At 42.5% G+C, this 25,924-nt stretch carries 23 protein-coding genes; 12 read left to right on the top strand and 11 right to left on the bottom strand.

Annotation, left to right across the window (positions count from 1 at the left end; all coding sequences use genetic code 11):
- The first annotated feature begins 59 nt into the window (after positions 1 to 59).
- From MgSA37_RS14625 to MgSA37_RS14610, 4 genes are all read left to right on the top strand, one after another.
- On the top strand, positions 60 to 335 hold the full coding sequence (locus MgSA37_RS14625) for a hypothetical protein (protein ID WP_096352917.1): 276 nt from the start codon (positions 60 to 62) through the stop codon (positions 333 to 335).
- A gap of 206 nt (positions 336 to 541) precedes the next feature.
- Positions 542 to 1,210, top strand: coding sequence for a ribulose-phosphate 3-epimerase (gene rpe / locus MgSA37_RS14620; RefSeq protein WP_096352916.1), 669 nt, complete (start codon positions 542 to 544; stop codon positions 1,208 to 1,210).
- A gap of 269 nt (positions 1,211 to 1,479) precedes the next feature.
- Positions 1,480 to 2,547: a 3-phosphoserine/phosphohydroxythreonine transaminase gene (gene serC / locus MgSA37_RS14615; RefSeq protein ID WP_096352914.1), complete on the top strand. Its 1,068-nt coding sequence runs from the start codon at positions 1,480 to 1,482 to the stop codon at positions 2,545 to 2,547.
- 91 nt (positions 2,548 to 2,638) lie between these two features.
- Positions 2,639 to 3,589 (top strand): D-2-hydroxyacid dehydrogenase, encoded by a 951-nt coding sequence (locus MgSA37_RS14610; RefSeq protein WP_172885328.1) that lies wholly within the window; start codon positions 2,639 to 2,641, stop codon positions 3,587 to 3,589.
- A gap of 88 nt (positions 3,590 to 3,677) precedes the next feature.
- Here the strand turns inward: MgSA37_RS14610 and MgSA37_RS14605 are convergent, their stop codons facing one another.
- Positions 3,678 to 5,072, bottom strand: coding sequence for an MBL fold metallo-hydrolase RNA specificity domain-containing protein (locus MgSA37_RS14605; RefSeq protein WP_096352913.1), 1,395 nt, complete (start codon positions 5,070 to 5,072; stop codon positions 3,678 to 3,680).
- A 240-nt stretch (positions 5,073 to 5,312) separates the two neighbouring features.
- On the opposite strand from MgSA37_RS14605, the gene MgSA37_RS14600 reads away from it, so the two are divergent.
- Positions 5,313 to 5,597, top strand: coding sequence for a hypothetical protein (locus MgSA37_RS14600; RefSeq protein WP_096352911.1), 285 nt, complete (start codon positions 5,313 to 5,315; stop codon positions 5,595 to 5,597).
- A 51-nt stretch (positions 5,598 to 5,648) separates the two neighbouring features.
- Entirely contained in the window at positions 5,649 to 6,197 is a 549-nt protein-coding gene (locus MgSA37_RS14595; RefSeq protein WP_096352910.1) for a DUF4337 domain-containing protein, read from the top strand.
- A gap of 84 nt (positions 6,198 to 6,281) precedes the next feature.
- Here the strand turns inward: MgSA37_RS14595 and MgSA37_RS14590 are convergent, their stop codons facing one another.
- The 8 genes from MgSA37_RS14590 to MgSA37_RS14555 form a co-directional block, all read right to left on the bottom strand.
- Positions 6,282 to 7,163, bottom strand: a complete 882-nt coding sequence (locus MgSA37_RS14590; protein WP_096352908.1) for a bifunctional 5,10-methylenetetrahydrofolate dehydrogenase/5,10-methenyltetrahydrofolate cyclohydrolase — start codon at positions 7,161 to 7,163, stop codon at positions 6,282 to 6,284.
- A 90-nt stretch (positions 7,164 to 7,253) separates the two neighbouring features.
- Positions 7,254 to 9,041 carry a translation elongation factor 4 gene (gene lepA, locus MgSA37_RS14585; RefSeq protein WP_096352907.1) on the bottom strand — a complete coding sequence of 596 codons (1,788 nt, stop codon included), beginning with the start codon at positions 9,039 to 9,041 and terminating at the stop codon, positions 7,254 to 7,256.
- A gap of 122 nt (positions 9,042 to 9,163) precedes the next feature.
- Entirely contained in the window at positions 9,164 to 9,922 is a 759-nt protein-coding gene (locus MgSA37_RS14580; protein ID WP_096352905.1) for a CPBP family intramembrane glutamic endopeptidase, read from the bottom strand.
- A gap of 4 nt (positions 9,923 to 9,926) precedes the next feature.
- Positions 9,927 to 10,469 (bottom strand): hypothetical protein, encoded by a 543-nt coding sequence (locus tag MgSA37_RS14575; protein ID WP_096352904.1) that lies wholly within the window; start codon positions 10,467 to 10,469, stop codon positions 9,927 to 9,929.
- Positions 10,470 to 10,592: 123 nt separating this feature from the next.
- Positions 10,593 to 12,263, bottom strand: coding sequence for a hypothetical protein (locus tag MgSA37_RS14570; protein ID WP_096352902.1), 1,671 nt, complete (start codon positions 12,261 to 12,263; stop codon positions 10,593 to 10,595).
- A gap of 516 nt (positions 12,264 to 12,779) precedes the next feature.
- Positions 12,780 to 14,609 (bottom strand): ABC transporter ATP-binding protein, encoded by a 1,830-nt coding sequence (locus MgSA37_RS14565; RefSeq protein WP_096352901.1) that lies wholly within the window; start codon positions 14,607 to 14,609, stop codon positions 12,780 to 12,782.
- 101 nt (positions 14,610 to 14,710) lie between these two features.
- Positions 14,711 to 15,235, bottom strand: a complete 525-nt coding sequence (locus tag MgSA37_RS14560) for a hypothetical protein (RefSeq protein WP_096352899.1) — start codon at positions 15,233 to 15,235, stop codon at positions 14,711 to 14,713.
- Between the two features lie 96 nt (positions 15,236 to 15,331).
- Positions 15,332 to 16,114: an SAM hydrolase/SAM-dependent halogenase family protein gene (locus MgSA37_RS14555; RefSeq protein WP_096352898.1), complete on the bottom strand. Its 783-nt coding sequence runs from the start codon at positions 16,112 to 16,114 to the stop codon at positions 15,332 to 15,334.
- 190 nt (positions 16,115 to 16,304) lie between these two features.
- Between MgSA37_RS14555 and MgSA37_RS14550 the strand changes: the two genes are divergently transcribed.
- The 4 genes from MgSA37_RS14550 to MgSA37_RS14535 all read left to right on the top strand — a co-directional run bounded on the left by MgSA37_RS14550 (position 16,305) and on the right by MgSA37_RS14535 (position 19,660).
- On the top strand, positions 16,305 to 17,264 hold the full coding sequence (locus tag MgSA37_RS14550) for a PhoH family protein (RefSeq protein WP_096352896.1): 960 nt from the start codon (positions 16,305 to 16,307) through the stop codon (positions 17,262 to 17,264).
- Positions 17,265 to 17,345: 81 nt separating this feature from the next.
- The gene (locus MgSA37_RS14545; RefSeq protein WP_096352895.1) at positions 17,346 to 18,290 is read left to right on the top strand and encodes a phosphoribosylaminoimidazolesuccinocarboxamide synthase; all 945 of its coding nucleotides are present in this window, start codon (positions 17,346 to 17,348) and stop codon (positions 18,288 to 18,290) included.
- A gap of 55 nt (positions 18,291 to 18,345) precedes the next feature.
- The gene (locus MgSA37_RS14540; protein WP_096352894.1) at positions 18,346 to 18,723 is read left to right on the top strand and encodes an STAS domain-containing protein; all 378 of its coding nucleotides are present in this window, start codon (positions 18,346 to 18,348) and stop codon (positions 18,721 to 18,723) included.
- 22 nt (positions 18,724 to 18,745) lie between these two features.
- Positions 18,746 to 19,660, top strand: a complete 915-nt coding sequence (locus MgSA37_RS14535; RefSeq protein ID WP_096352892.1) for a ribonuclease Z — start codon at positions 18,746 to 18,748, stop codon at positions 19,658 to 19,660.
- 227 nt (positions 19,661 to 19,887) lie between these two features.
- Here MgSA37_RS14535 and MgSA37_RS14530 read toward each other — a convergent pair whose 3' ends face one another.
- On the bottom strand, positions 19,888 to 20,829 hold the full coding sequence (locus tag MgSA37_RS14530) for an MlaD family protein (RefSeq protein ID WP_096352890.1): 942 nt from the start codon (positions 20,827 to 20,829) through the stop codon (positions 19,888 to 19,890).
- A gap of 155 nt (positions 20,830 to 20,984) precedes the next feature.
- Positions 20,985 to 21,893, bottom strand: coding sequence for an N-acetylmuramoyl-L-alanine amidase family protein (locus MgSA37_RS14525; protein ID WP_096352889.1), 909 nt, complete (start codon positions 21,891 to 21,893; stop codon positions 20,985 to 20,987).
- Between the two features lie 52 nt (positions 21,894 to 21,945).
- On the opposite strand from MgSA37_RS14525, the gene MgSA37_RS14520 reads away from it, so the two are divergent.
- Entirely contained in the window at positions 21,946 to 24,660 is a 2,715-nt protein-coding gene (locus MgSA37_RS14520) for a putative LPS assembly protein LptD (protein ID WP_096352887.1), read from the top strand.
- The gene (locus tag MgSA37_RS14515; protein ID WP_096352886.1) at positions 24,660 to 25,922 is read left to right on the top strand and encodes a competence/damage-inducible protein A; all 1,263 of its coding nucleotides are present in this window, start codon (positions 24,660 to 24,662) and stop codon (positions 25,920 to 25,922) included. Before MgSA37_RS14520 ends, MgSA37_RS14515 begins: the two co-directional genes overlap by 1 nt.
- Positions 25,923 to 25,924: the final 2 nt, after the last annotated feature.

The following is a 25,924-nucleotide window of genomic DNA, read 5'->3' as shown; positions in this document are numbered from 1 at the left end:
AGTTAAATATGTATGTCTCAACCTTGGGGGATCCTTGTCTCAATTGATTTTGATAGAAAATGGCCGAAGATAATACAGATGATCCTTTAGATTTTATTAATAACAGTTCCGGTGAGCTGCCGGATGGTATTCCACCTGATTTGGTTAAATTATTACTGAATGAGATCGTCCGTGTAAAAGAATTAATAAAGTACTACGATGCCATTCCCGATGGTGCAGGCCAGCTCGGCTCCTCAATCCTCAATGAGCTGGTTACCGAAGCTTATAACTCCCTGGTAAACTATGATGTTGTTTTAATGGAAAAGTATTACGCTTTGCTGCAGAACTGTGATTAATGTTAGTCCGAAAGTCCGAAAAGTCAGTAAAGTCCGAAAGATGGATAAGCTGAAAAAAATATAGCCAATTTTCTATAGATAATATTAAGTAGCCATCCCAAAAATCTATTTCAGATTTCACTACTGATCTCATTCTTCGTGCAATTTTTCTTTCGGACTTTACTGACTTTCCGGACTTTCCCGACTAAAAAAACTACCTTTGCCCCATGAACCACCTGATAGCGCCATCAATTTTAGCGGCCGATTTTGCTAACCTGCAGCGGGATATTGAAATGATTAATGCCAGCGAGGCAGATTGGATACATGTAGATGTGATGGATGGTGTATTTGTTCCGAATATTTCATTTGGATTCCCGGTGATAAAGGCGGTTAAAAAGCATGCAAAAAAGCCGCTGGATGTTCATTTAATGATCGTTGACCCGGATCGCTATTTAAAAGAATTTGCTGCAGCAGGGGCTGCAATTATCTCGGTTCATTACGAGGTTTGCCCTAATTTGCACCGTACAGTTCAATACATTAAGGAGTTGGGCTGCAAAGCTTCGGTGGTTTTAAACCCACATACACCTGTTGCCTTGCTGGACGATATTATTGAGGACCTGGACCAGGTGTTGATCATGTCGGTAAACCCCGGTTTTGGCGGACAAAAATTTATTGCCAATACCTATAAAAAAATAAAAGACCTGAAAGCTTTAAGCGCGGCCAGGAATCCCGGTCTTTTAATTGAAATTGACGGTGGCGTTGATGAGCATAATGCAGCCAGGCTGATTGAGGCCGGCGCTAATGTTTTAGTTGCAGGCAACTCTGTTTTTTCGGCGACGGACCCAACTGCAGCAATTGCCGGTTTGAAAATTTTGAATGGTTTATCGCGATCTTGATATAAGCATTTCAATAAAAGCCCATGATTTTTTTAATATTTAAAATTATAGGCAACGAATGTCTTTGAATTGTATCATTTTAAAAAAAAAGCAAATATTCTCTATTATTATTGTCAAATTAACTAACTTCGGCCCATCTTAATATGAAGTTGTTAATTAGGATTCTTCAAACACCAATTTGTAAACCAGTATGAAACCCTTTATGAGCTGCATCAATACTTATATTGCTCATAAGTGCTTTATCTAAATAGAAAAATCAATTAAATACAATGAAACATAATTTTGGCGCAGGACCAGGTATTTTACCTCACGAAGTTTTAAAACAGGCCGCAGCAGGAGTTCTAGATCTTAACGGGATCGGGCTTTCCATTTTGGAAATATCCCACCGTTCGGCTGAGTTTGAAGCTATCCTGGATGAGGCAGTAAAACTGGTTAAAGAGTTGCTTGAAGTTCCCGAAGGTTATTCAGTATTGTTTCTTCAGGGTGGCGCGAGCACACAATTTGCATTAGCTCCTTATAACCTTTTACCCGAAGGTGGCAAAGCAGCTTACCTGGAAACAGGTGTTTGGGCAAATAAAGCTATGAAAGAAGCCAAATTCTTCGGCGAAGTACAGGTAGTTGCCTCCTCGAAGGAAAGCAACTTTACGTATATCCCTAAGGATTTTGTGATCCCGGCTGATGCTGCTTATTTTCATATTACCTCAAACAATACTATTTATGGTACGCAGTCGCAAAGTTTCCCGAAATCACCTGTTCCGGTAGTTTGCGATATGTCGTCTGATATTTTCAGCCGCAAGATCAACGTTGCTGATTTCGGTTTGATCTATGCCGGTGCTCAAAAAAACATGGGTCCCGCCGGTACTACACTTGTAATTGTAAAAGATGATATTTTAGGCAAAAGCGGCCGTAAAATACCGGCCATGTTTAACTACCAGGTACAGATTGAAGGTGGATCGATGTACAATACGCCTCCTTGCTTTGCTATTTATGTTTCGATGTTAACCTTAAACTGGTTAAAATCAAAAGGCGGCGTAGCAGCAATTGAAGCAGAAAATATTGCAAAAGCCAAAGTACTTTATGGCGAAATAGACCGTAACCCATTATTTAAAGGGGTTTGTGCTGTTGAGGACCGCTCGCACATGAACGTTTGTTTTGTGATGGAAAATCCTGAACACGAAAAACCATTTTTGAAACTGGCTGAAGAAAAGGGTATCGTAGGCATCAAAGGCCACCGTAGTGTTGGTGGTTTCAGGGCATCTATTTACAACGCATTGCCAATTACCAGCGTTTATGTGCTGATTGACGCCATGCAGGAATTCGCAGAAAAGAATAAATAGGTTGATTGGTTGATTAAGTTGATTTAGTGAGTGGTTACTCGGTTCAACTTAATCAACCAAATCAACTCAATCCAACTTAATCAACTTAACTATGATAAAGATATTAGCCAATGACGGCATCGATCCGGCAGGAAAACAACTTTTAGAAGAAGCCGGTTTTATTATCGATACCAATAACATTCCACAGGACGAATTGCCTGTTAAATTACAAAATTACGATGCGATAACCGTTCGCAGCGCCACTAAAGTACGCAAGGCTTTGATAGATGCCTGCCCTAACCTGAAACTGATAGGCAGGGGAGGCGTTGGTGTTGATAATATAGATGTTGATTATGCCAAAGAAAAAGGTGTCGGCGTTTATAATACACCTGCCTCGTCTTCATTATCTGTTGCTGAACTGGTATTCGGACACTTATTTACAGGCGTTCGTTTTTTACAGGACAGTAACCGCAAAATGCCGGTTGAAGGCGCAACAAAATTCAACGATCTGAAAAAAGCTTATGCTAAAGGCATCGAGTTGGGCGGTAAAACGCTGGGCATCGTAGGCTTCGGTCGTATCGGCCGCGAAGTTGCTAAAATGGCTATCGGTATCGGTATGGATGTTTTAGCTTTCGACGTATACCCTTTTAACCCCGAAGTTGAACTGACTTTAGGCGGCGGTACAAAAGTGAAAGTAAGCGTTACTACTGCAACTTTGGATGAGATCCTTACGAAAGCTGATTTTATCACCCTGCACACTCCGTTTGTGGATAAACCTTTAATCGGTACGGCTGAATTTGAAAAAATGAAAAAAGGCGCTGCTGTAGTAAACTGCTCACGTGGCGGCCTGATAGACGAAGATGCTTTGCTTGAGGCTTTAAACAGCGGAAAAATTGCCTTTGCAGGTTTGGATGTTTATACCAACGAACCAACCCCAAGGCAGGACATTCTGAGCCATCCGAAAATATCCTTAACCCCGCATATCGGCGCTGCTACAAACGAAGCGCAGGAGCGGATAGGTATTGAACTGGCGAGTTTGATCATCCAGCATTTCAAAAAATAATTTGACACGAATCTTCACGAATTATAGCGAATTACACGAATGGAATTAGTTTTTCATTCGTGTAATTATTTTAGGGGGAGTATGTTGATTAATTTAACAAGTAAGTAACACCATTTTCGGGGATTACTACCGGGTATCCATCCTCCGTTAATGCATCTGCAAAAGCCTGCATGCTTTGCATTTCCCCATGTACCAGGAATACGTTTTTCAGTTTTCCTTTATCCAATTGCTTTACCGTGTTCATCAGGTCGTCATGATCGCCATGGGCGCTTAACACGTCTGTTTGTTTGATAGTGGCATAAACAGACAAGTCTCGGTCTTTGATATGGACGATAGGGTCCCCGCGCAATAAGCGGTGGCCTAAAGTGCCTTTGGCGCAGTAACCGATAAACAGGATGGTGCAATAATAATTCTGGATATTATAAAAAAGGTGATCCTGGATCCGGCCGCCATCCAGCATTCCTGCTGATGAGATGATGACACAGGGCTCGTAGTAATTTGAAACCTGCCTGCTATCTTTCAGTGTTTCCACATAAGTAAGGTTATCAAACTCAAATTCATCACCCCTGCGGTTATAAAAATCCTGCGCCTCGGCATTAACCAGGTAATGGTACTTCCTGAACACTTCTGTTGACCGCATTGCCAGCGGACTATCCACGAAAACCTTAACAGGAGGTAGCAACCCGCTGCTGAATATTTTGTTGAGGGAATAAACCAACGATTGCGTCCTCCCAATACTGAACGCCGGGATGATCAACCTGCCCTGTTCTTTAATACAGGCTTTCTCGATAGTCTCCATCAGGGTTTGTTCAACACTTTTATCTTTAGTGTGGTACCTGCCGCCATAAGTAGATTCTGTTACCAGGTAATCCACATCAGGAAGTTCTGAGGGATCGTCAAGTACGGGGTAGTTTTTACGGCCGACATCACCGGTAAAGGCAATGGATTTTTCGATACCATCTTCCGTCACCTTAAATACCGCCGAAGCGGCGCCCAGTAAGTGACCAATGGGGATAAAGGTTAGTTCAATATCTCCGTTTACTTTAAACGGACGGTTAAAGCCTATGGTGACAAACCGTTCCACCGTATCCATTACGTGCTTTTGAAGATATAAGGGTTGCGAGCCGCTATTAAACTTACCCCTGCGATTTTTACGTCCGCTTTGTGCTTTCCGCATAAACAGGCTTACCGAATCAAGCAGCAGTAGTTCTGTCAGATCGGCAGTAGGAGGGGTGCACAAAATCTGCCCCTCGAAACCCATGCGCACCAGTGTTGGTAAATTGCCTGAATGATCAATATGTGCATGTGTTAAAACAACTACATCAATTTCGGCAGGATCAAAAGGAAAGTTTTCGTTGGATTGAATGCTGCGGTCTTTTTCGTAATCAAGTCCGCAATCCACTAATATTTTATATTGGCCCACCTGCAGCAAATGCATGCTCCCGGTAACCTGTCGGGCTGCCCCGTGTATGGTTAATTTCATTCTTTTTAGTTCATTAGTTCAATTGTTCATTGGTTCATTAGTGTGAAAAGGGTAAGTATTAATTTCTAATAAACAAACCACCAATAAACTAATGAACCAATGAACTAATGAACCAACTGCAAACTTATTATTATTGTTGTTAGATTCGGTATAAATTGAAAATTTTGACTAAGATTTCTTAGCTTTATCCGTCAAAACAACAGATAAATTAAACCTCATTTTGCATTAAACAATTAAGCCATGATAAACCAGGTAGGTTATGATATTAATACACTGGATGGTCCGGTGCACCTTACAATTATTCCGGTAAACCAACTTTTGCCGGGGGATGTTTACTATTCAACTGGTGTTTACAAGTTAAGCGATGGCGTAGTAGGGATGGGGGATATTTCCTTTAACGAGGATATGAGCGAATGGACCTATGACGGTATCGGCGAACTCACCTATGAAGAAGCCGCAGAGGTTGCCGAGTTTATTAAATATTACAAAGATCCTGAAGGGGCCGACCCCGATCTTCTTCAATAGCTACCCAACAATTCAATTAATACCGGTTTAATAGCAAAATAAAAATATTTTATGAGCGAAATAGAGAACTATTCAGAAAATATCCACGAACAAAGTAATGAGCACGCGCACCACATCCTTTCGGAGGGTAAAGAGCGCTGGGTGCTGTATGTGGCTTTAACTACTGCGGTCATAGCCGTGCTGGCCGCTATAACCGGGCTTTTAGCGGGCGACCATTCTGACGAAGCTATGCTGGCGCAGATCAAATCATCCGACCAGTGGGCCTATTACCAGGCGAAGGGCATTAAATCAGAGGTGCTGGCCGCGTCCAATAACCTGCTCATCGCCATGGGTAAAACCCCGGCTGCTAAAGATACCGCCAAAGTAAGCGCCAATAAACGCGAACAGGCCAAAATCAGTGAAGAAGCAAAAGCCCTGCAAAAGGAATCAGACGAGCATGTCGCCAAGCATAAGATCCTGGCACGTGGCGTAACCCTCTTCCAGGTAGCGATAGCGATAGGCGCAATTTCTATCATCACCAAACGAAAGGCGCTGTGGATCGGCAGCATGGGTTTCGCCGCCATCGGGATCTTCTTTTTGTTACAGGGTACGCTGTTTTAAGGGATTCTACATGCCGAAACCCTGGAGTGTTCTGAACGAAACCATAAACAGCGCCCGATAGGAGAGCATTAATAGTTAAATTCTTCACGGGTAAACCTGTTTATTCGCGGATGCAAGGGTGTTTTTCAGCAAACCAATAATGGTCATCAACCCTACACCACCTGGTACCGGGGTTATCCAGGAAGCTTTTTGGGATACTCCTTCAAAATCAACGTCACCAAAAAGTTTAAAACCTGATTTGGTGAGGGTGGAGGTTTCGCGGTTCATTCCGACATCTATAACAACAACGCCTTCTTTTACCATATCTGCGGTTATAAAGTTCTTTTTACCGATGGCAACGATCAAGATGTCGGCATCAAGCGTGAATTTTTTGATATCAGGCGTGCGGCTATGGCAAACGGTAACGGTGCAATTGCCCGGGTAGGTATTACGCGCCATTAAAATGCTCATCGGCGAGCCAACGATATTGCTGCGGCCCACCACCACGCAGTGTTTGCCCGAGGTTTCAATATTATATTCCTTCAACATCAGGGTGATGCCGTAAGGTGTGGCGGGGATAAAAGAAGGCAAATTACGCTGCATCCGGCCTAAATTAATAGGGTGGAAGCCATCGACATCTTTGCGGTGATCAATTTTCTCCGTTACTTTTTCCGGGTCGATATGTTTTGGGAGGGGTAATTGCACAATGATGCCGTCGATATCAGCATCCGCATTCAGTTCGGCTACTTTGTTCAATAGTTCCTCTTCGCTAACATCACCTTCATATCGCACCAAAGATGATTTAAAGCCGACAGCTTCGCAGTTTTTCATTTTGCTGGCCACATAAGTTTCACTGCCGCCATCGTGGCCAACCAGTACAGCCACCAGATGAGGTTTGCGGCCGGTTCTTGCCAGTATTTTAGCAGCCTCGGCCGCTATTTCAACCTTAACTTTTTCTGATACGTATTTTCCGTCGAGTAATTCCATTTTTAGATGTGAGATGTGAGATGTGAGATGTGAGATGTGAGATTTTTGATATAGCGTTTTGTCTCATATCTCAAATCTCATATCTCACGTCTAATCCAGTTTCAGTACCGCCATAAACGCGCTCTGCGGAATCTCCACGTTGCCTACCTGCCGCATGCGTTTTTTGCCTTTTTTCTGCTTTTCAAGCAATTTTCGCTTACGCGAGATATCACCGCCGTAACATTTGGCGGTTACGTCTTTACGCAAAGCCTTAACGGTTTCGCGCGCTATGATTTTGGCACCAATCGATGCCTGTATAATAATTTCAAATTGCTGGCGCGGAATCAGCTCCCTTAATTTTTCGCAGATCTTTTTGCCGAAATCGTAAGAGTTTCCACGGAAGATCAGGGATGACAACGCATCAACAGGCTCCGCATTTAAGCGGATATCCAAACGAACCAGATCCGATCTGCGGTAACCAATTTGGTGGTAATCGAATGAGGCGTAGCCTTTGGAAATGGTTTTCAGCTTATCATAAAAATCAAAAACAATTTCGCCCATCGGCATTTCAAATATCAGTTCAACCCTATCGGACGTTAAATACGACTGATTTTTAATAAAACCGCGTTTTTGGATACATAGTGACATTACCGGACCCACAAATTCCGATTTGGTAATGATCGTCGCCTTGATATAAGGTTCTTCCACGTAGTCGATCCTGCTAGGGTCGGGCAGGTCCGATGGGTTATTTACAGTGATAGGCTCGCCCTTGGTGGTATAGGCGATGTATGATACGTTGGGTACCGTGGTGATCACCGTCATGTCAAACTCGCGTTCAAGCCGCTCCTGGATGATCTCCATGTGCAGCATACCCAGGAACCCGCAACGGAAACCAAATCCCAAAGCTGCTGATGATTCCGGCTCAAAAACCAGGGCAGCGTCATTCAGCTGCAGTTTGCCCATCGAATCACGCAGTTCTTCAAAGTCATCGGTATCAACAGGGTAGATGCCCGCGAATACCATTGGTTTCACTTCTTCAAAACCCTGGATCCCCGCTTCACAGGGGCGATCAACGTGGGTGATGGTATCCCCAACTTTTACTTCCCGTGCTTCTTTGATTCCTGAGATGATATAACCTACGTCGCCGGTTTTGATCACATCCCGGGGCGATTGCTTTAATTTTAAGGTGCCTACTTCGTCGGCATTATACTGCTTCTCGGTAGCGAAGAATTTTACCTTGTCACCTTTGCGGATCTCCCCGTTTACTACTTTAAAGTAGGCAACGATCCCTCGGAAAGAATTGAAAACCGAGTCAAAGATCAAAGCCTGCAACGGTGCTTTCGGATCGCCGACAGGGTGGGGTACGCGGTGAACAATTGCCTTCAATATTTCGTGCACACCCATGCCGGTTTTGCCGGATGCAGCAAGTATTTCTTCCCTTTTGCAGCCGATCAGCTCAACAATCTGGTCTTTCACCTCTTCGGGCATAGCGCCCGGAAGGTCCATTTTATTGAGGATCGGGATGATCTCTAAATCGTTTTCTAAAGCCAAATAAAGATTGGAGATGGTTTGCGCCTGTATCCCTTGCGCAGCGTCAACGATCAGCAACGCGCCTTCGCAGGCGGCAATGGAGCGCGAAACCTCGTAGGAAAAATCCACGTGCCCCGGTGTATCTATCAGGTTTAAAATGTATTTCTGCCCATCCAGCTCATAATCCATTTGGATGGCATGGCTTTTTATGGTGATGCCGCGTTCGCGCTCCAGGTCCATGTCATCCAGTAACTGGGCCTGCGACTCGCGCTGGGTAATAGTATGGGTATATTCAAGCAAGCGGTCGGCAAGGGTACTTTTGCCGTGGTCGATATGCGCTATGATACAAAAATTACGAATGTGTTCCATTGATCCGCAAAAATAGCATTTTAAGGGGATTTCACCGATTAGTAATTATGATTACACCGATTTGTTGTGTTGATTACACCGAATTTTGCAAAATCATGCAAAAAACGCGGAAATAAACACTTTTAAAGCAACTCAAATATGCAGGCTGTTAAATTAAAACAGAAGTGAAAAAATACGCCGTACCACAGGGTGTTTTCTTTTATCCGCACAAAGCCCAGGAAAAGCGCGAAGGGGATGAGCCAGAAAAGTGAAAGAAAACTCATGTGAATGATAGCAAAAAGGAAAGAGGTGATGTAAACCGCCTGTTCTTTATCGGCAATTTTTAATAAAGTTTGTAAAAGGTATCCCCGGTAACCCAACTCTTCAAAAATAGCAGGTGCAATGGCGGTAAAGAATACCACTAAAAGTCCGCCTGCAAAGCTCCCGTTTAAATGTTGAACGTAATCTTCATCTTTTGAATAAACGACCAGGTTGAGCCAATCGACCGAATAATGCACCAATACCTGCGCGGCCATCGCTATTGCACAGTAAGCTGCTAATTTTTGCCATGAAAAGTTATGCCACTTTAAAAGGCTTTTGTTTTCTTTCCAGTTTAAACTAAAAAATAAAACAGCACTGATGGCCATTACGATGTCAGAAAAGAGGAAAAACGAAAATGTCTTCAGTGCCTCAACAAATTGCCCCAAAACACAAACTATAATATCTATCCCAAAAAACAACCCGGCTTGCTGAAGCAGCCCCCAGCTGTTTACCGGTGCGTTTGCGTTTTGTGCCGATTGCCTGGCGCCGCATTGGTTGCAAAATTTCCCGTCCAAAGCGATGAGCGTACCACATTGGATACACGGCTTTTTTCCCGGAAGATCATCGTCAAGCGGTAGCAAAGGATCAGGATATGTTGTTTTCTTTTTTGATTTTTTCTATTTCAAGCGCAGATTTTATGCCTTTTACCAAATAGCCGATGATTATTATTTTAAGAATTATCCCCGATGCTATTGATGCCGGATTGCCAACAGCGTTTAAAACCAGCACGATGATATATAAGCACAAACCGGAAACGATACACGCAAGCGGTTTTATTTTGCTATAAGCGCCAAGTACTAAAAATACAATGGCCAAAATGAAATTGGGCAACACAAAACTGAGTACGCCGGGATCATCCATTTTTATGAAGAAATAGAAAAGCCCGTAAACAATAAACGCCCCTGCAAGGTAATAAAACGAGTTGGCAGCATGTGTTAGCCGTTTTTGAAATTCCGGAAGGTTAATATCAACCTCATTCTGCTTCCCGATAAATTTTTTTTGATCCCATTCTGTTCCTTTTAAAGGATAGCCGCAATTGTTGCAGTAAACATCGGCATTTGCCACTTCTTTAGCACAGGCATAGCATCGTTCAACCGATGGAGAGGGTAAGGTTGCCGGGTTTTCCATTGATAAATTGTTTAAGGTTTTAATCGATTACTAATGTAATTATAGAAATTGGCTTTCTACAAAAAATTAGATTAAAATAATATAGAGACGCTATGCATGGCTTCTCTGAGACGCGTTTTTGATTTATTTCAAAGCCCCTTCCACAAACACCGGCGTCTCCGTAACGTCAATTTTTAATTTACCGTTAATGGTGTTTACCTGGCTTTTCTCCATCACATCAGCACCCGCTTTCGGGTGATAAATATTGGCGGATTTGGCTTTGCCAAGGTCAAGGGTATAGATGCCCTTTCTGCCGGTTTCATCAGGGATCGTAAGTACATACATGGTTTTTTTGCCCAAAGTATACTGGTCAACCAATGGGTCCTTGCTGATGGTTTTTACATAGCTGTAATCGCCCATTAGTTTGGTGGTTTGCAAAATATAGTCAGCTGCGGGGCGCCGCTTAATACCTTCATTCAGGCCGGAAGTGGCATACTGGGATGTGCCGCCGGCATGATCGTCAAACAACTGGTAAAAAAATACGCGTTTGATACCGTAGCGGATGTACAGCAATGACGTCCTTAAGATCCAGTCCGCCTGGTCCTGCAATATCGTTTTGCTGCCAATGGACTCAGCCTTTTGGTAACTTTCCTGGTTAATATCGTAGCCGGTTTCTGTCAGCCACACTTCCGGGTGCTGGGGCAGGCTGCTGGCCAGTTTTACAAAATCGTTGGCGATGCTGCCGTCGTTCGATAATTCGGGCGCAATGCCCGTTGTGGCGCGTTTGTGCGTCCTTACGTCCCCATTGTTGGAGTACAAGTGATAGTTGATCACATCAAAACAAAGGTTAATGCTGCCGTCTTTTTTGTACCCCCGGTGAATTTTGCACCAGTTGATCATCCTTTGCACATATTTGATGTCTGCTGACGCCAAACCGCCCATTACCACCTGCATATTAGGGTCGGCTGTTTTTACCCCGGCATCCGGGCCCAGTTTGCCCATATTGCCATCGTAAAAAGCCGACATGTTAGCGGCATACTGTTCCGCGTTCTGGTGGGTTTCATCGCCGCCCCACCATCTGTCACGCTCATTGCCGCACTCTATGTATTTAACCAGGCCCATGCCAATATTTGGCTGATTCGGAATATCATCGTTCCATCGTTTTTTGGTAACTACCCTAACTTGCGCCTTGTCTACGTTTTTATTGTAGCCATACCTTGCCGCAAATTGAAAAGCCATTTTAGCCTGGTCGATATAAGATGCCGGATCTTCCAGGCTTTTGCCATAAATTACCGGGGCATTGTCATTATCCTTAGAGATGGCAGGGTAGGTGTTGATCATCCACTGCGGAATGTTTTTCAGATCGGCCAAAACTAAAATGCCATCCTGTTTGCAACGTTCATAAATAACGTCATAGTCCCAGCCGCCGCTTAATGCCGGGTTAAAAGAATAATCACCTTTATTACCGCCTTCCATCCGGTTCCAGTTAAGGTAATGCCGTACCGCGCTGAAAGTTTTGATCAGCGCCATATTATCCTCATAAATATGTTTACGGTCATTAGGGCTACCCGGATTCTCTTCAAAATTCCATTCGTAAGCGTTTATACCAAACATATTTTTTAACGGAACAGGTGTGCCGGGGCGTACGTAATTGAGCTGGGGCTGGTTGATCGGGTTAATTTTGTTGGTATCGGGCGTAACCGCGGCCGTGATATTTTTTACGGCGATGCTGTCAGCTTCGGAGTTTTCGTTATTGCAATTGCAAAGGAATACAATGGCTGAAATGGTTAAAGCAGTTTTCAGGCGAAATATCATAGGTATAAATATGAGCATTTATACGGGAAGATATATCAAGAGTTATTGTCTGAACACGATTTCCGGATTTTAAAGATTTATAAGATAGATACAACCTGGTGTCGTGTCAACCATAAATTGACCAATCGTCAATCTGCAAGTTTAATTAACGCAAAAAAGCATTAAAATGGTTTACATCGGGTTTACACATTTTAAAATTTACATTTTATAAATATCTAATAATGAGAATTTTAGATGTTTTTTCAAGAAAATGGGGTTTACACTATTTTACATACCCCCCTCCCGGTAATTTTAAGCTGTTTTGATAGCGCCTGAACGTCGATTTTTGATTGACATGACACCAGGTTCAATTAATCGTTCCAATCTTAAAAGTTATGTAGTAACAATCTCAGCTGATTTCAAACTGCCCCGCTCAAATACCGGTATAATCTTAATTTCCGGATTTTAAAGATTTATAGGATCGATATAACTTACATCCTGTTTAATCGTTCCAATCTTAAAAATCGTGTCCACACCTTACCCGATTTCAAACTGCAGCCCGCTTAAATAGCGGTATAAGCCGGATTCATTGCTGATCAGTTCTGCGTGGTTGCCTGATTCAATGATCTTTCCTTTTTCAAGCACGATGATCTTATCCGCTTCGCGGATAGTGGAAAGCCTGTGGGCGATGATAATGGAAGTACGGTCTTTCATCAATTCTTCCAGCGCCTCCTGTACCAAACGTTCTGATTCAGAGTCGAGCGAGGAAGTGGCTTCATCAAGGATAAGGATAGATGGATTTTTAAGCAGCGCGCGGGCTATTGCGATCCGCTGCCGCTGCCCGCCGGATAGTTTTACGCCGCGTTCACCCACAATCGTATCGTATTTTTCGGGAAATGAATCAATAAACTGGTGCGCATTGGCCTTTTGGGCTGCCTGGATGATCTCCTCTTTAGTGGCACTTAATTTGCCGTAAGCGATATTCTCCAGTATCGATCCGCCAAACAATAGCACATCCTGAGGTACGATGGCCACCTGGTTACGGATATCGGTAAGTGAATACTGATAGGATGGTTTGCCATCAAAGGAAATAAACCCGCTTTGCGGATGATAAAATTGCAATATCAAAGCTGCCATGGTTGATTTACCGGAACCGCTGGGGCCAACGATGGCAACCTTTTGCCCGGCATCGGCTTTAAATGAAATTCCTTTCAGTACTGTAATTTCCGGGCGCGATGGATATGCAAATATTACGTTATCAAAGGCAAGATTTCCTTCGATTTTTTGTTTGATCACATTATCTGTTTCGCGGATCGAGACTTCTTCGCCTGTTTCCTCCAGTATTTCCAGCACGCGCTCGCTGGCCCCAACTGCTTTTTGCATGTTGGCATATAAATCGGGGAAGCTGCCCATTGCGCTGCCCACGTACATTGCATAAAGGGCAAACTGAAGTAATTCGCCTACTTTTAGTTCATGATGGCTTACCAGGATACAACCGTAACCAACTATCGATACAATAGCACCAAACAGGAAAAAAACAATGAATGATACAAATACGCCCCGGTATTTAGCGCCTTTGATGGCGATATCAGCAACTTCCCTGATGTTTTTACCGTAGCGGCCGGCCTCAAATGCTTCATTTACAAAAGCTTTAACATTGGCTATACCCTGTAATGTTTCTTCAATAATGGTATTTGAATCGGCCAGTTTATCCTGGGCCTGTTTGGATATTTTTCGGATAAAACGCCCGAAGAATATAGCGAATACAATTAGAGGTGGCAATAGTACCAATAACGCAATGGCTAGTTTAATGGAAACGACAGCCATAAAAACCACACCGCCTATTAATAAAACCGTTTGCCTGATCATTTCGGCAATTGTGGTCGTCAATGTATCCTGGATCTGCGAAAGATCGGCCGAAATGCGGCTGTTCAATTCACCAACCCTGCGGTTGGAGAAAAAATTCATCGGCAGGGTGATCAGCTTAAAATAAGTATCCCTCCGGATATCGGCCAGTGACCGTTCGGCAACGTTTACAAACCATAAGATCCTGAAAAAGGAAACAATGGCCTGGCAAAACAATACCAACAGCGCCAAACTTAAGATACCACTGATGGTGCCGGGTAAAATACCGGGTTTAATTCGCTTGCCGCCAGCTGTATCAATCAATGCACCTATAAATGAGGGAAATGCCAGGCCTACCAGACTTGATAATAACAAAAAAAACAAAGCGGCTATAAACATGCCCCTGTAGGGCCGGATATAGGCCAACAGGCGTTTTACCTTGGTTAAAGTTTCCTTGTTTAATTTCGCTTTGGGTAGTTCAGCTTCGGGTTTATTACTGCTGTTTAGTCGTCCTCGGGCCATTGAATCGTTTTAAATTTTCTTTTGTTATAAAGATAGGACGATTAACGGCTATAAACATTTTAATCAGGCGGGTTTTGTTCCCGAAGGTGTTTATTATTGTTTCAAACTTTCTCTTTTACTTTTCGTGGCCGTGTTGAAAGGAATAAAACCAAAACCAGCATCGCAGCCAGCGCCAGAATAAAAGCACGGATTGTTTTTTCTTCATCCGCTTCCTGTTTTTGTGCTGCTGTTTTAAGCTGGTCAACCTCGTTTCGTAACTTGTTGATCGTGGTCATATAACCGATTTTGCTTTCTTCAACTTCTGATGAGTGGGTTTGTACCTGGGTTTGCTGAAACGCGCGGAAATCAAGCAGGATCTTTAATTGCTTATAAATATCATTATCTGTTTTGATAATATCGATCAAAATATCATTCGACCGGCGAATATCCTTTTTCGTCTGAAGACCAAAAATGCCGGTATGCATTGCCAAACTCTCGCTGTACTGCCCAAATTTTTGTGTTCGTTGCGCCAGCATACCGTTAATTTTTGTCCGTTGCAACTGGTACGCAAGCGAATCGCTTTTTTGTTGGGCGCGGGCGCCAACCGTCAATAAAATAAAAATGATAAAAAAAATATATTTTCCCATGCTGTATAGTAGTTGATTAACACGATTGGAAAGCATTGGTTTTGTGAATTTAGCACGAATTTGTATGCTGGTGAAAATGGTCGGGCAAAATAGCTGTTATTGATCCTGGAAATCAATAACTACCGTGTCGCCAAGGTTAAGGCCAAGCAGCCCGCTGGCATTACCCTTATTAATAGCGATCTCAAGGTGGTCGCTGATCCCGAACAGGCAAAGTTTTTCACCTTCGGGCACTTCATTATAATGCCAGCTCAGGTGATTGATCGTTTCGTTACGTTTAAAAGAAAGCAGGAACCGCCGCCCCTGTTGTACAGAAGTAAAAAAGTCTTTCGTAATATTGGTGATCACATTCTGGAAGGAATCGATATAAATAACGGCGCCTTTTATCAGGTTTTTTTCGATAACCGGCTGCAGGTTCATTTTTTTCTCGATCTCATCTACCCGAAGGCCAATTTCTGAAAGTTTACCATTATTGGCCAGGTGGCAGGCAGCTTTCACGAAGATATCAGCCAGCGGAAAATGCAGGAATTTAAGGTCCTGCATAATGTTTAATTCAAATATTTCCTCCGGTTCGGTATCAAACATCAGCGAGAATATGCCATTATCGGCGCCCACAAAATAATGGTTTTTGTACCTGATAGCCAGGTAGCGGGTTTCTTCGTTATATACCGTATCGATACCGATCAGGTGTACGGTATCCTCGGGGAAGTAGTAATAACTGTTTTTTAAAATGAACGCTGCCTGCTGAATATTGTAGGCGGCAACACTGTTGGTAATGTCAACAATGTTTACCGTGGGCAATAATTTAAGGATACTTCCTTTAAGGGCAGCCTGATAAATATCTTTATCGCCCAAATCAGTAGTTAAAGTTATTATTGCCATTAATTTTTTAAATATTTATCACTAATCTTGTGCAAGCATTTTTGAGATATGGGATGTGAGATATGAGATATGAGATGTGAGGTAAATTGGTCTCAAATCTCATATCTCAAATCTCAAATCTCCATTTCTAAAACGCTACAAATATTCAATTTTTAATTCATAAAAATCTGTAACTAAAAATCAATTTGTATTGAACGAACTTAAATTATCAATTGAACAAATAAACCCCGCCGTTTTATGGGGGCCAAATAATGATCATTTCGAGATTATTAAAAAGCAATATCCAAAACTTAAAATAGTGGCCAGGGGCAACGAAGTTAAGGTACTGGGGGACGACCACGAGATCAATATTTTCAAAGAGAAATTTTTGCATTTGCTGCAGCATGTAGAAAAGTACGAGAACCTGAATATTACCGATCTGGAACGGATTTTGGGACACAAAGCTTCGGATATACCGTTGCCCGATAATTCGGCAGACAAATTTGCCAGCGGCGAGGTGATCGTATTCGGGCCTAATGGTGTGATGGTAAAGGCCCGTACCGCCAATCAGCGCCGTATGGTTGAATGCATCAATAAAAGCGATATCCTTTTTGCTATCGGCCCTGCCGGTACCGGAAAAACTTATACAGCAGTTGCCCTTGCCGTGAGGGCGCTGAAAAACAAAGATATTAAACGGATCATTTTAACCAGGCCCGCTGTTGAAGCAGGGGAGAACCTCGGGTTTTTACCCGGCGACCTGAAAGAAAAGATCGACCCATACCTGCGTCCGCTTTATGATGCGCTGGATGATATGATCCCGGCGGAGAAATTAAAGTTCTACCTGGAAAACAGGACCATTGAAATTGCACCGCTTGCATTTATGCGCGGCCGTACTTTAGATAACTGTTTTGTGATTTTGGATGAAGCGCAGAATGCGACTGACATGCAGCTGAAAATGTTTTTGACCCGTATGGGGCCATCAGCAAAATTTATCGTTACCGGCGACGTAACCCAGATAGATTTACCAAAAAAACAGCAATCAGGTTTGCATACAGCATTACGCATACTAACCGATATTGGCGGAATAGAAATTGTTTACCTGAGCGGCGAAGATGTGGTAAGACATAAACTGGTAAGAAAAATTTTAGCGGCATACGGGGATATCCAATAAGTCCCAAGTCGGGAGTCTTTAGTCTAAAGTCAGAAAAATTTAGACTCGAGACTCAAGACTCAGGACTCAAGACTAAATAACATGGACTCAATAAAAGAAACTCATTTTAATTTTCCCGGCCAGACCGCTTTTTACAAGGGCAAGGTAAGGGATGTTTATACCATTAATGATAAATACCTCGTAATGGTGGTTACCGACAGGATCTCGGCTTTTGATGTGGTATTGCCCGAGCCCATACCCTACAAAGGGCAGGTACTGAACCAGATAGCGGCTAAATTTTTGCAGGCCACGGCTGATATCGTGCCCAACTGGGTAGTTACCGTACCCGATCCGAGTGTTACCATTGGTCGCATTTGCGAGCCTTTTAAAGTGGAAATGGTGATCCGCGGTTACCTTGCCGGGCATGCCGCACGCGAGTACAGCGCAGGGAGGAGACAGGTTTGCGGGGTAAGTTTGCCCGAAGGATTAAAAGAAAATGATAAACTACCCCAGCCGATCATCACGCCAACTACCAAAGCAGCCGTAGGGCATGATGAAGATATTTCAAGGGAAGAAATATTGGCAAGGGGGATTGTTACGGCTGAGGATTATGAACAGCTTGAAAAGTATACCAGGGCCTTGTACCAGCGCGGTACCGAAATAGCAGGAAAACAAGGTTTAATATTGGTGGATACCAAATATGAATTTGGTAAAGCCGATGGCAAAATATACCTGATCGATGAAATTCACACGCCCGATTCTTCACGGTATTTCTATAGTGACGGGTATGCAGAACGGCAGGCAACAGGAGAGCCGCAAAAACAGCTTTCCAAAGAGTTTGTAAGGAAATGGCTGATAGAAAATGGTTTCCAGGGAAAGGACGGACAAGTAGTGCCATTGATGACCAAAGAGATCGTTAAATCCATCTCCGAACGCTATATTGAGCTTTATGAACAAATAACCGGCGAAGCTTTTGTTAAGCCCGCTGAAGACAATGTATTGAGCAGGGTAGAAAATGCGATAAAGAATGCGCTTAGTAGTTTGTAATTTTTATATTTGTACACAAAATAATATTATCTTAGCTTTTTAATTAGACTAAAAAATGAAATTTACGGTTGATAAACACGAAAAGTATATTCTGTTAAAGCTAAATGAATCCAAATTAAACTCATTGATATCTCCGCAACTGAAATCTGAGTTGATTTTGATGAACACAGAAGGCCAGCGGAATATAGTTTTTGATCTTTCACAGGTTAAATTTGCCGATTCTTCTGGATTGAGCAGTTTACTTGTCGGTCATCGTTTATGCAAAAATGCTTCAGGTACTTTTATATTAACCGGGTTAAATGATGCAGTGGCAAGGTTGGTAACAATTTCCCAGCTCGATAATGTGCTAACCATTGTTCCTACACCTGAAGAAGCAATCGACCTGGTGTTTATGGAAGAAATTGAAAAAGAATTAAAAAAAGAAGCAAAATAAACAACCTGATTGTTTACCAGGTATGAAATTTGAAGTTACAATACTTGGCAGCAGTTCGGCAACTCCCATTTTTAATAGAAATCCCTCCGCGCAGGCGCTCAACATTAACGAGCGTCTTTACCTTGTAGATTGTGGTGAAGGCACCCAGCAGCAAATGTTAAAATTTGACATTAAAGCCAGGCGTATTGACCATATTTTTATCAGTCATCTTCACGGCGACCATTATCTTGGCCTTATTGGTTTGCTTTCATCAATGCAGCTAAATGGCCGGGACAAACCGCTAAATATTTTTTGCCCCGCCAACCTGAAGGAGATCATCGATATCCAGCTGAAATTTTCAGAAACGACGCTGGAATACGAGGTGAACTATAAGTTTACCAATGCAGCCGCTGCTGAAGTTATCCTTGATAACGCCGATGTGACGGTTGAGACCATTCCGCTCGATCACCGGATGGCCTGCACCGGATTTTTATTCAGGGAGAAAAAGCGGATGCGTAAACTGATTAAAGAAAAAGTTGAAGAATTAAAGATACCTGTTGAATACTTTTCTGCACTAAAAAAAGGTGCTGATTACACTGCACCCAACGGTAAGCTATATAAAAATGACACGCTGACCATAGATTCAAGCGAGCCTAAGACGTACGTGTATTGCTCGGATACGTTGCCGGGGGATTGGTATATTGACCAGATAAAGAATGCTACCCTGCTGTATCACGAAGCTACCTTTTTGAACAACATGCTTGAACGGGCTATCGAAACACATCATACTACGGCCCTGCAGGCCGCGGAAATTGCGGTTAAATCAAATGCAAAAAAACTTATTATAGGTCATTTTTCTGCACGCTACAAAACGTTGAATGAATTACTGGATGAAGCCAGGAGCGTTTTCCCCGGTACCGAACTCGCTATTGAAGGCAGGGTTTTTGAAATCGAGTAGGGCGTTAGTCAATCAGATAATAGTGATTGAGGATTGGATAAAGTGGAAGGTAACTTTATCAGTTTTCACCGAACAATCATTTTAAAGTGTCTTTGCTGGTATATTAAATACTACAATTGGGCTATGCATTTATTCACGACCTGATAGCAGTAAAGAGAAGGACTAAGGAGAAGCGTATTGATCGGAAGTATATTTAAAAACTAACCTCTGACCTCTAATCACTATCCTTACTTCTTCCCTCCAAATACTGAAAAGCTTACGTATTTTTTAGGATTCGCCTTGATGTCAATAAACAGGCTGTTGAGGTTGTTTGTTGCATTTTGCAAGTTATCGTAAACCTGCCTGTCATTTAGCAGCATCCCCAAAGTTCCGTTATTGGTGTTAATTTTACTGATGGTTGCCTGCAGATCTGCCATGGCTTTATTGGCGTTATCAAGGGTTTGCTTGATGTTTGAATTGGCCACATCATTGCTTACTTTTTCAAAATTAGCAGTAATGCCATTTAAATTTGCCGAGCTGGTTTTTAAATTGGAGGTTACCGTTTCGGTGTTTGACATAATGGAATTAATGTGCACGGTTTGCGTGCCTACCAGGTTGTCAATTTTTTTAGTGGTGCCTTCGAGTGTTTGCAGCGAATTGGCGATGCTGGCGAAACTCCGGTCAACATTTTTTTGGAAATTCGGATTCAGTATTTTGTTTATCGCTGCCAGTGAGGAGTCTAATTTGCTAATTAGTTTTTCGGCTTTCATTTGAATCGGCTGTAAACTTTCAGCTAAGCTGCCCTGTATGTCTGCCCTCAAAGTGTCTTTGTCCTGTGCGGGCAAATTGCTGTTGCCATACACAAATACAATAGCCTTGCTTCCCAACAGATCGGTGCTAACCAGTTTTGCAAGCGTGTTTTTGGGGACTACATATTGGTGGTCAACACTTAACTCAACTACAGTACTGCCGTTAGGCTGCAATTTCATTTTTGAGATCCTGCCGATTTGGAAACCATTTACAAGGACGGGTTTTGATATCGACAGGCCATCAACACTGCTATAAACAGCGTAAAATTTATTGGTCCCCGAAAAAACATCATCCCCCCTTAAAAAACTATAGCCTAAAATAAGTATGGTAATTCCGATAACGGTTAATATGCCGATTTTTGTTTCGTTTGTTATTTTCATTTTCAATATTGAGATGGCAGAAGCTCAGGCGGCAAAAATAGCTATGCCAATTCACAATTCTGACATATAAATCTCATATGTTATTAATAATTATGATAAATCAGGGTGTTTACAGGTTATTTAACCAAAATTGCGGCAATAAGTTTCAAAAATAATCAGGGTGAAACCTGTTCAACTTCATCTTTATAACTTTCGATTGCCCGAACAATTGAGGCCACAATTTCATCCTGGCCTTTTTCAGAATTTAAATAAGCTTCATCATCGGCGTTATCTATGTAACCAGTTTCAACCAGTACTGCCGGCATAGCGCTGTGGCATAATACATGCACGCCCTGTTCCCTGATTCCCTCATTATGTCTTCCATCTGTATCAACAAGTTCGTGATCAATCAATTCCGCAAGATGAATGCTTCGCTGACGGTATTTGCGTTTATACTCGTTCATCAGGATCATTGCCTCAGGGTCATTAGGATCGGGGTTGTCGTTCAATTCCGAATCACCGCCCTCTATCAGGTTTTGCTTGATGGCATTCTCGCCTTCCCTGCTTCGCCAAAAACCGTAAACAAGCATTAAAACGCCTCTGCCCGAGTGGTCAGGTATATCAACAGTGCGGTAAATAGCTTTATGATGTTTATGGCCCACTAATTCACGTACATGCCTGTCAGGCAGCGAATTGCAGTGTAATGATATAAAAAGGTCTCCTTTATTTTCATTGGCTATTTGTGCCCGCCTTTGCAATGAAACATCATCGTCCGTACTACGGGTCAATACAACTTTCACACTGGGCAATTCTTTTTCTAACTCTTTTTGCAATTTAAATGCCAGGGCAAGCGTTACATTTCTCTCTAACGAATAGGAGCCGGACGCGCCGTGAGAATAAGTACCGGTAGTGCCCGATGGTTTGCCGCCATGCCCGGGATCTACGATAATTGTTCGCAGTTTGTAACCGGTGGTTGTAACCGTATCTTGTTTAGTATGAGTGGTTAATGCAAAAGAAAATACAGGTGTAAATGTTAGTAATAACGATAAACCGTAAATCAATCTTTTCAATGCCTTATTTTTCATTATTTTTGAACGCTGTTAACAATATCTGCAAAAATACTATTCATTATCTATTTTGAAATTCATCAGCTTACTTTTTCTGCTTGCAATTATTTTAATAGCCAATGTGACTGCCTATTCACATGAACGGAATTCCGGTACATTTATGTATAAGCCGTTGGCAGATACTATCATAAAAATGGATTCCGTCAGGGACAGTAAACTGCTTAAAGATAAAAAATCTAAGTCAACTACGCCAATAAAAAAATCCGGAGGCGTAGCAGACACCACAAAAAATAACAGCAGCCTTAAATCAGAAGTAAAATCCCATGCCGATGATTCAACCCTTGTTGACCAGGAACACCAGATTACCTATTTGTATGGCAACGCCAGGGTAACTTATGAGGATTTTGAATTGGATGCTGATTATATCCGCGTCGACCAAAAAAATCACCTGCTTTTTGCCAAAGGGCGCATTGATCCGGTAACTCACCGGTATGTTGGCAGGCCAATTTCCAAGCAAGGAAAAGATAAACCATTATTGTCGGACTCGTTATTGTTTAATTATAAAACAAAAAAAGGGAAACTCTATAACCCGGCATCCGACCAGGATGGTAACTTCCTGTCGGGCGGTGTTGCAAAAAAATTAGATTCGACAGAAGTTGCTTACCGTAACGTAATTTTCAGTACCTGCGATCTGCCATATCCTGATACACATTTCGGTATAGTAATTACGCGGGGCATTGCCGAAAAAAACCGGATAATTGCCGGCCCGGCCTACCTTGAAATTGAAGGGATCCCTCTCCCTTTAGCTATTCCTTTTGGCTTTTTCCCCAAGCCGGATACCAAAACCTCAGGTATTATCATTCCTACCTTTGGTGAAGATCAGAAACTTGGTTTCTATCTCCGCAATTTTGGCTATTACTTCGCCATAAGTGATTACATGGACCTTACCACCACCGGCACCGTATATTCAAAAGGTGCGTACGAGTTAAATAGTACGATGCACTATTTAAAAAGGTATAAATATTCGGGCGATTTATCCTTAAGCTACGGCTCTCATAACTACGGGCTCCAGGGAGACCCTGCAACCAAAGACTTTAACGTCACCTGGTCTCATAGCCAGGACCCAAATGCACACCCCGGAAGCACGTTCAGCGCTTCAGTAAACGCAGGTACCTCAACTTTTTATTCAAACAACCCCTCGTACAGTAACTATAACATCCAGGCACTTACGCAAAATAACCTGCGGTCAACCATAAACTATAGTAAAACCTGGGGCTCGCTTTTTAATATGAGCCTTGGCCTTGGCCACAGCCAGGACCTTACCAATAAAACAATTTCGCTGCAATTACCAACTTTGAGCTTTTCAATGGCCTCACTTAGCCCTTTTGATTCAAAGGAAAGGGTCGGAGATCCAAAATGGTATCAAAAATTAACCATCAGTTATAGCTTGCAGGCAAACAATTCCATAAATAATTTGCCCGAAGCTGAACTTTTTAAGGGCAATACACTCATTAAAAACCTGCAAACCAGTATCACCCATAATATTCCCATCGGCTTAAGTTTAAATGTTTTTAAATATTTTCAATTTAGCTCCAACGTAAACTACACCGAACACTGGTACCTGCAAACCATCCGTAAAAGTTTTGCCAGGGGAAGCATCTCTGGCCTCGATTCAATGGTAACAGATACTTTAAACGGTTTTAAAAGGGCGGGGATTTATAATTTAAGTACCAGCCTTTCCACAAAGGTATACAGTACCATCAGCTTTAAAAAAGGCAACCTGATAGCAATACGGCATGTGATGACGCCTTCGGTCAGCTTTAATTATAACCCTGATTTTTCGCAATCAAGTTTTGGGTATTATAAAACAGCGGTAAGCAACGCTGTCATTCCATACCCATATTCAAGTCAAACCTATTCAATTTTTGAAGATGGTTTTCCCTCCGCAGGCAAACAGGCGGGCATAGGGCTAAGCCTGGATAACACTATTGAGGCAAAATTTAAACCGAAAGCAACCGATACTTCCGGAAAGCCAAAAAAGGTTGCCATTTTGCAGGGATTAACGTTTTCAACGTTCTATAATTTCGCACAGGATTCGCTCAGGTTATCGCCGATATCTTTTTCTGCGCATTCAGCCATCTTTAATCAAAAGGTAAATCTCAGTTTCTTTGGTTCATTAAATCCTTATGTAAACCAGGTGCTCGATTCAATTTCAAATGGGCAAATATTAAAATATACACACGAAATAAACCAGTTTACCTGGCAGCATGGTAAGTTCCCAACGCTTACATCATTTAGCTTTTCAATGAGCGGCAGCTTAAACTCAACTACATTTAATCCAAAAACGCCGGTACAACCAGGCAGTACATTGCAAACTATCAATCCGCAGCAGGCACAAAGGCTGGCGGTTATCAACAGCGACCCAAGCGCTTATGTCGACTTTAATGTGCCCTGGAACGTATCGTTTAATTATAGTTTTAGCTATAATAATAATATTACCAGTACCAATACCACCAATACCATCATGTTAAGCGGCGATGTCAACTTAACATCCAAATGGAAAGTTCAGTACAATACCAACTATGACATAAGGGCGCGCAAACTTGCGGTTACGTCATTTGCCATTTACCGTGATCTTCACTGCTGGGACCTTAATATACAATGGGTGCCCTTCGGGCTTTATAAATCATATAATATTACTTTAAAGGTAAAGGCTTCCATTTTGCAGGATTTGAAACTAAGCAAAAGAAGCGACTATACCAGTAATCAAAGCTTTACGCAATAATGTTAGCAGAAATAATTACCATTGGCGACGAAATATTGATCGGCCAGATTGTGGATACCAATTCAGCCTGGATGGCTCATGAGCTGAATAATATAGGTATCCGTATCAAACAAATCTCCTCGGTATCTGACGACAGGCAACATATCCTTACTGCCCTTGATGAGGCAGCAGGCAGGGCCGACGTTATTTTAATTACCGGGGGCCTTGGGCCAACCAAAGACGACATCACCAAAAAAACACTTTGCGAATATTTTGGCGTTGGTATGGTGTTGAACCAGGAGGCCCTGGATAATGTGCAAAATATTTTCCAAAGGTTAAGGGGGACGTTAACCGGGCTGCTGGAAGTAAATAAACAGCAGGCACTGGTACCCCAAAACTGCGTGGTTATACAAAATAAAAATGGCACAGCGCCGGGGATGTGGTTTAATGAAAAAGGGAAAATATTTGTTTCGATGCCCGGCGTCCCTCATGAGATGATGTATATGATGGAAGACGATGTGATCCCAAAACTGAAGTCGTCTTTGGTGCTGCCGGTCATTATCCACAAAACGATTTTAACCGTGGGAGAGGGGGAATCATATCTTGCAGAACGGATAGCAGATATTGAGGATTCGCTTCCGGCCCATATAAAACTTGCTTATTTACCTAAGCTGGGCCAGGTAAGGCTCCGCCTGAGCGGATATGGCGAAAATGAAGCCTTGCTGAAGCAGGAGGTAAATGAATATGCGCAAAAAATAATTGAGCGGGTTGCCAATGTGGTAGCCGCTGAAGAAGATATCCCTATAGAGAAAGCTATCCTGGATTATATGGATGGAAAGGGGCTTACTTTATCCATTGCCGAAAGCTGCACAGGCGGTTATATCTCGCAATTGTTTACGCAACACCCGGGCGCTTCCAGGGTTTTTTTTGGCGGCGGGGTTACCTATTCAAACGAGCTGAAAGAGATAATTTTAGGGGTAAAAAAAGATACTCTTGCACAATTTGGGGCGGTAAGCAAAGAAGTTGCAACGGAGATGGTTGAGGGTGCATTGCGAAATTTTAAGTCGGGTTATGCTATTGCAGTTACAGGCATTGCCGGGCCGGATGGTGGTACCGCTGAAAAGCCTGTCGGCACTGTTTATATCGCCGTGGCAAATGTTAACAAAACCATAGTAAAGAAATTAACATTTGGTAACAAACGCCGCCAAAACATTGAAAGAAGCGCAATTTCGGCCTTAAATATGTTGAATACTTTACTTCACGATAGTGGAAAATTAGGATAAAA

Origin of the sequence: Mucilaginibacter gotjawali (assembly GCF_002355435.1) — a bacterium.
In the GTDB taxonomy this organism is placed as follows: Bacteria; Bacteroidota; Bacteroidia; order Sphingobacteriales; family Sphingobacteriaceae; genus Mucilaginibacter; species Mucilaginibacter gotjawali.
Note: the sequence above shows the minus strand (reverse complement) of the source record. Positions and strands in the feature narration are given on the sequence as shown.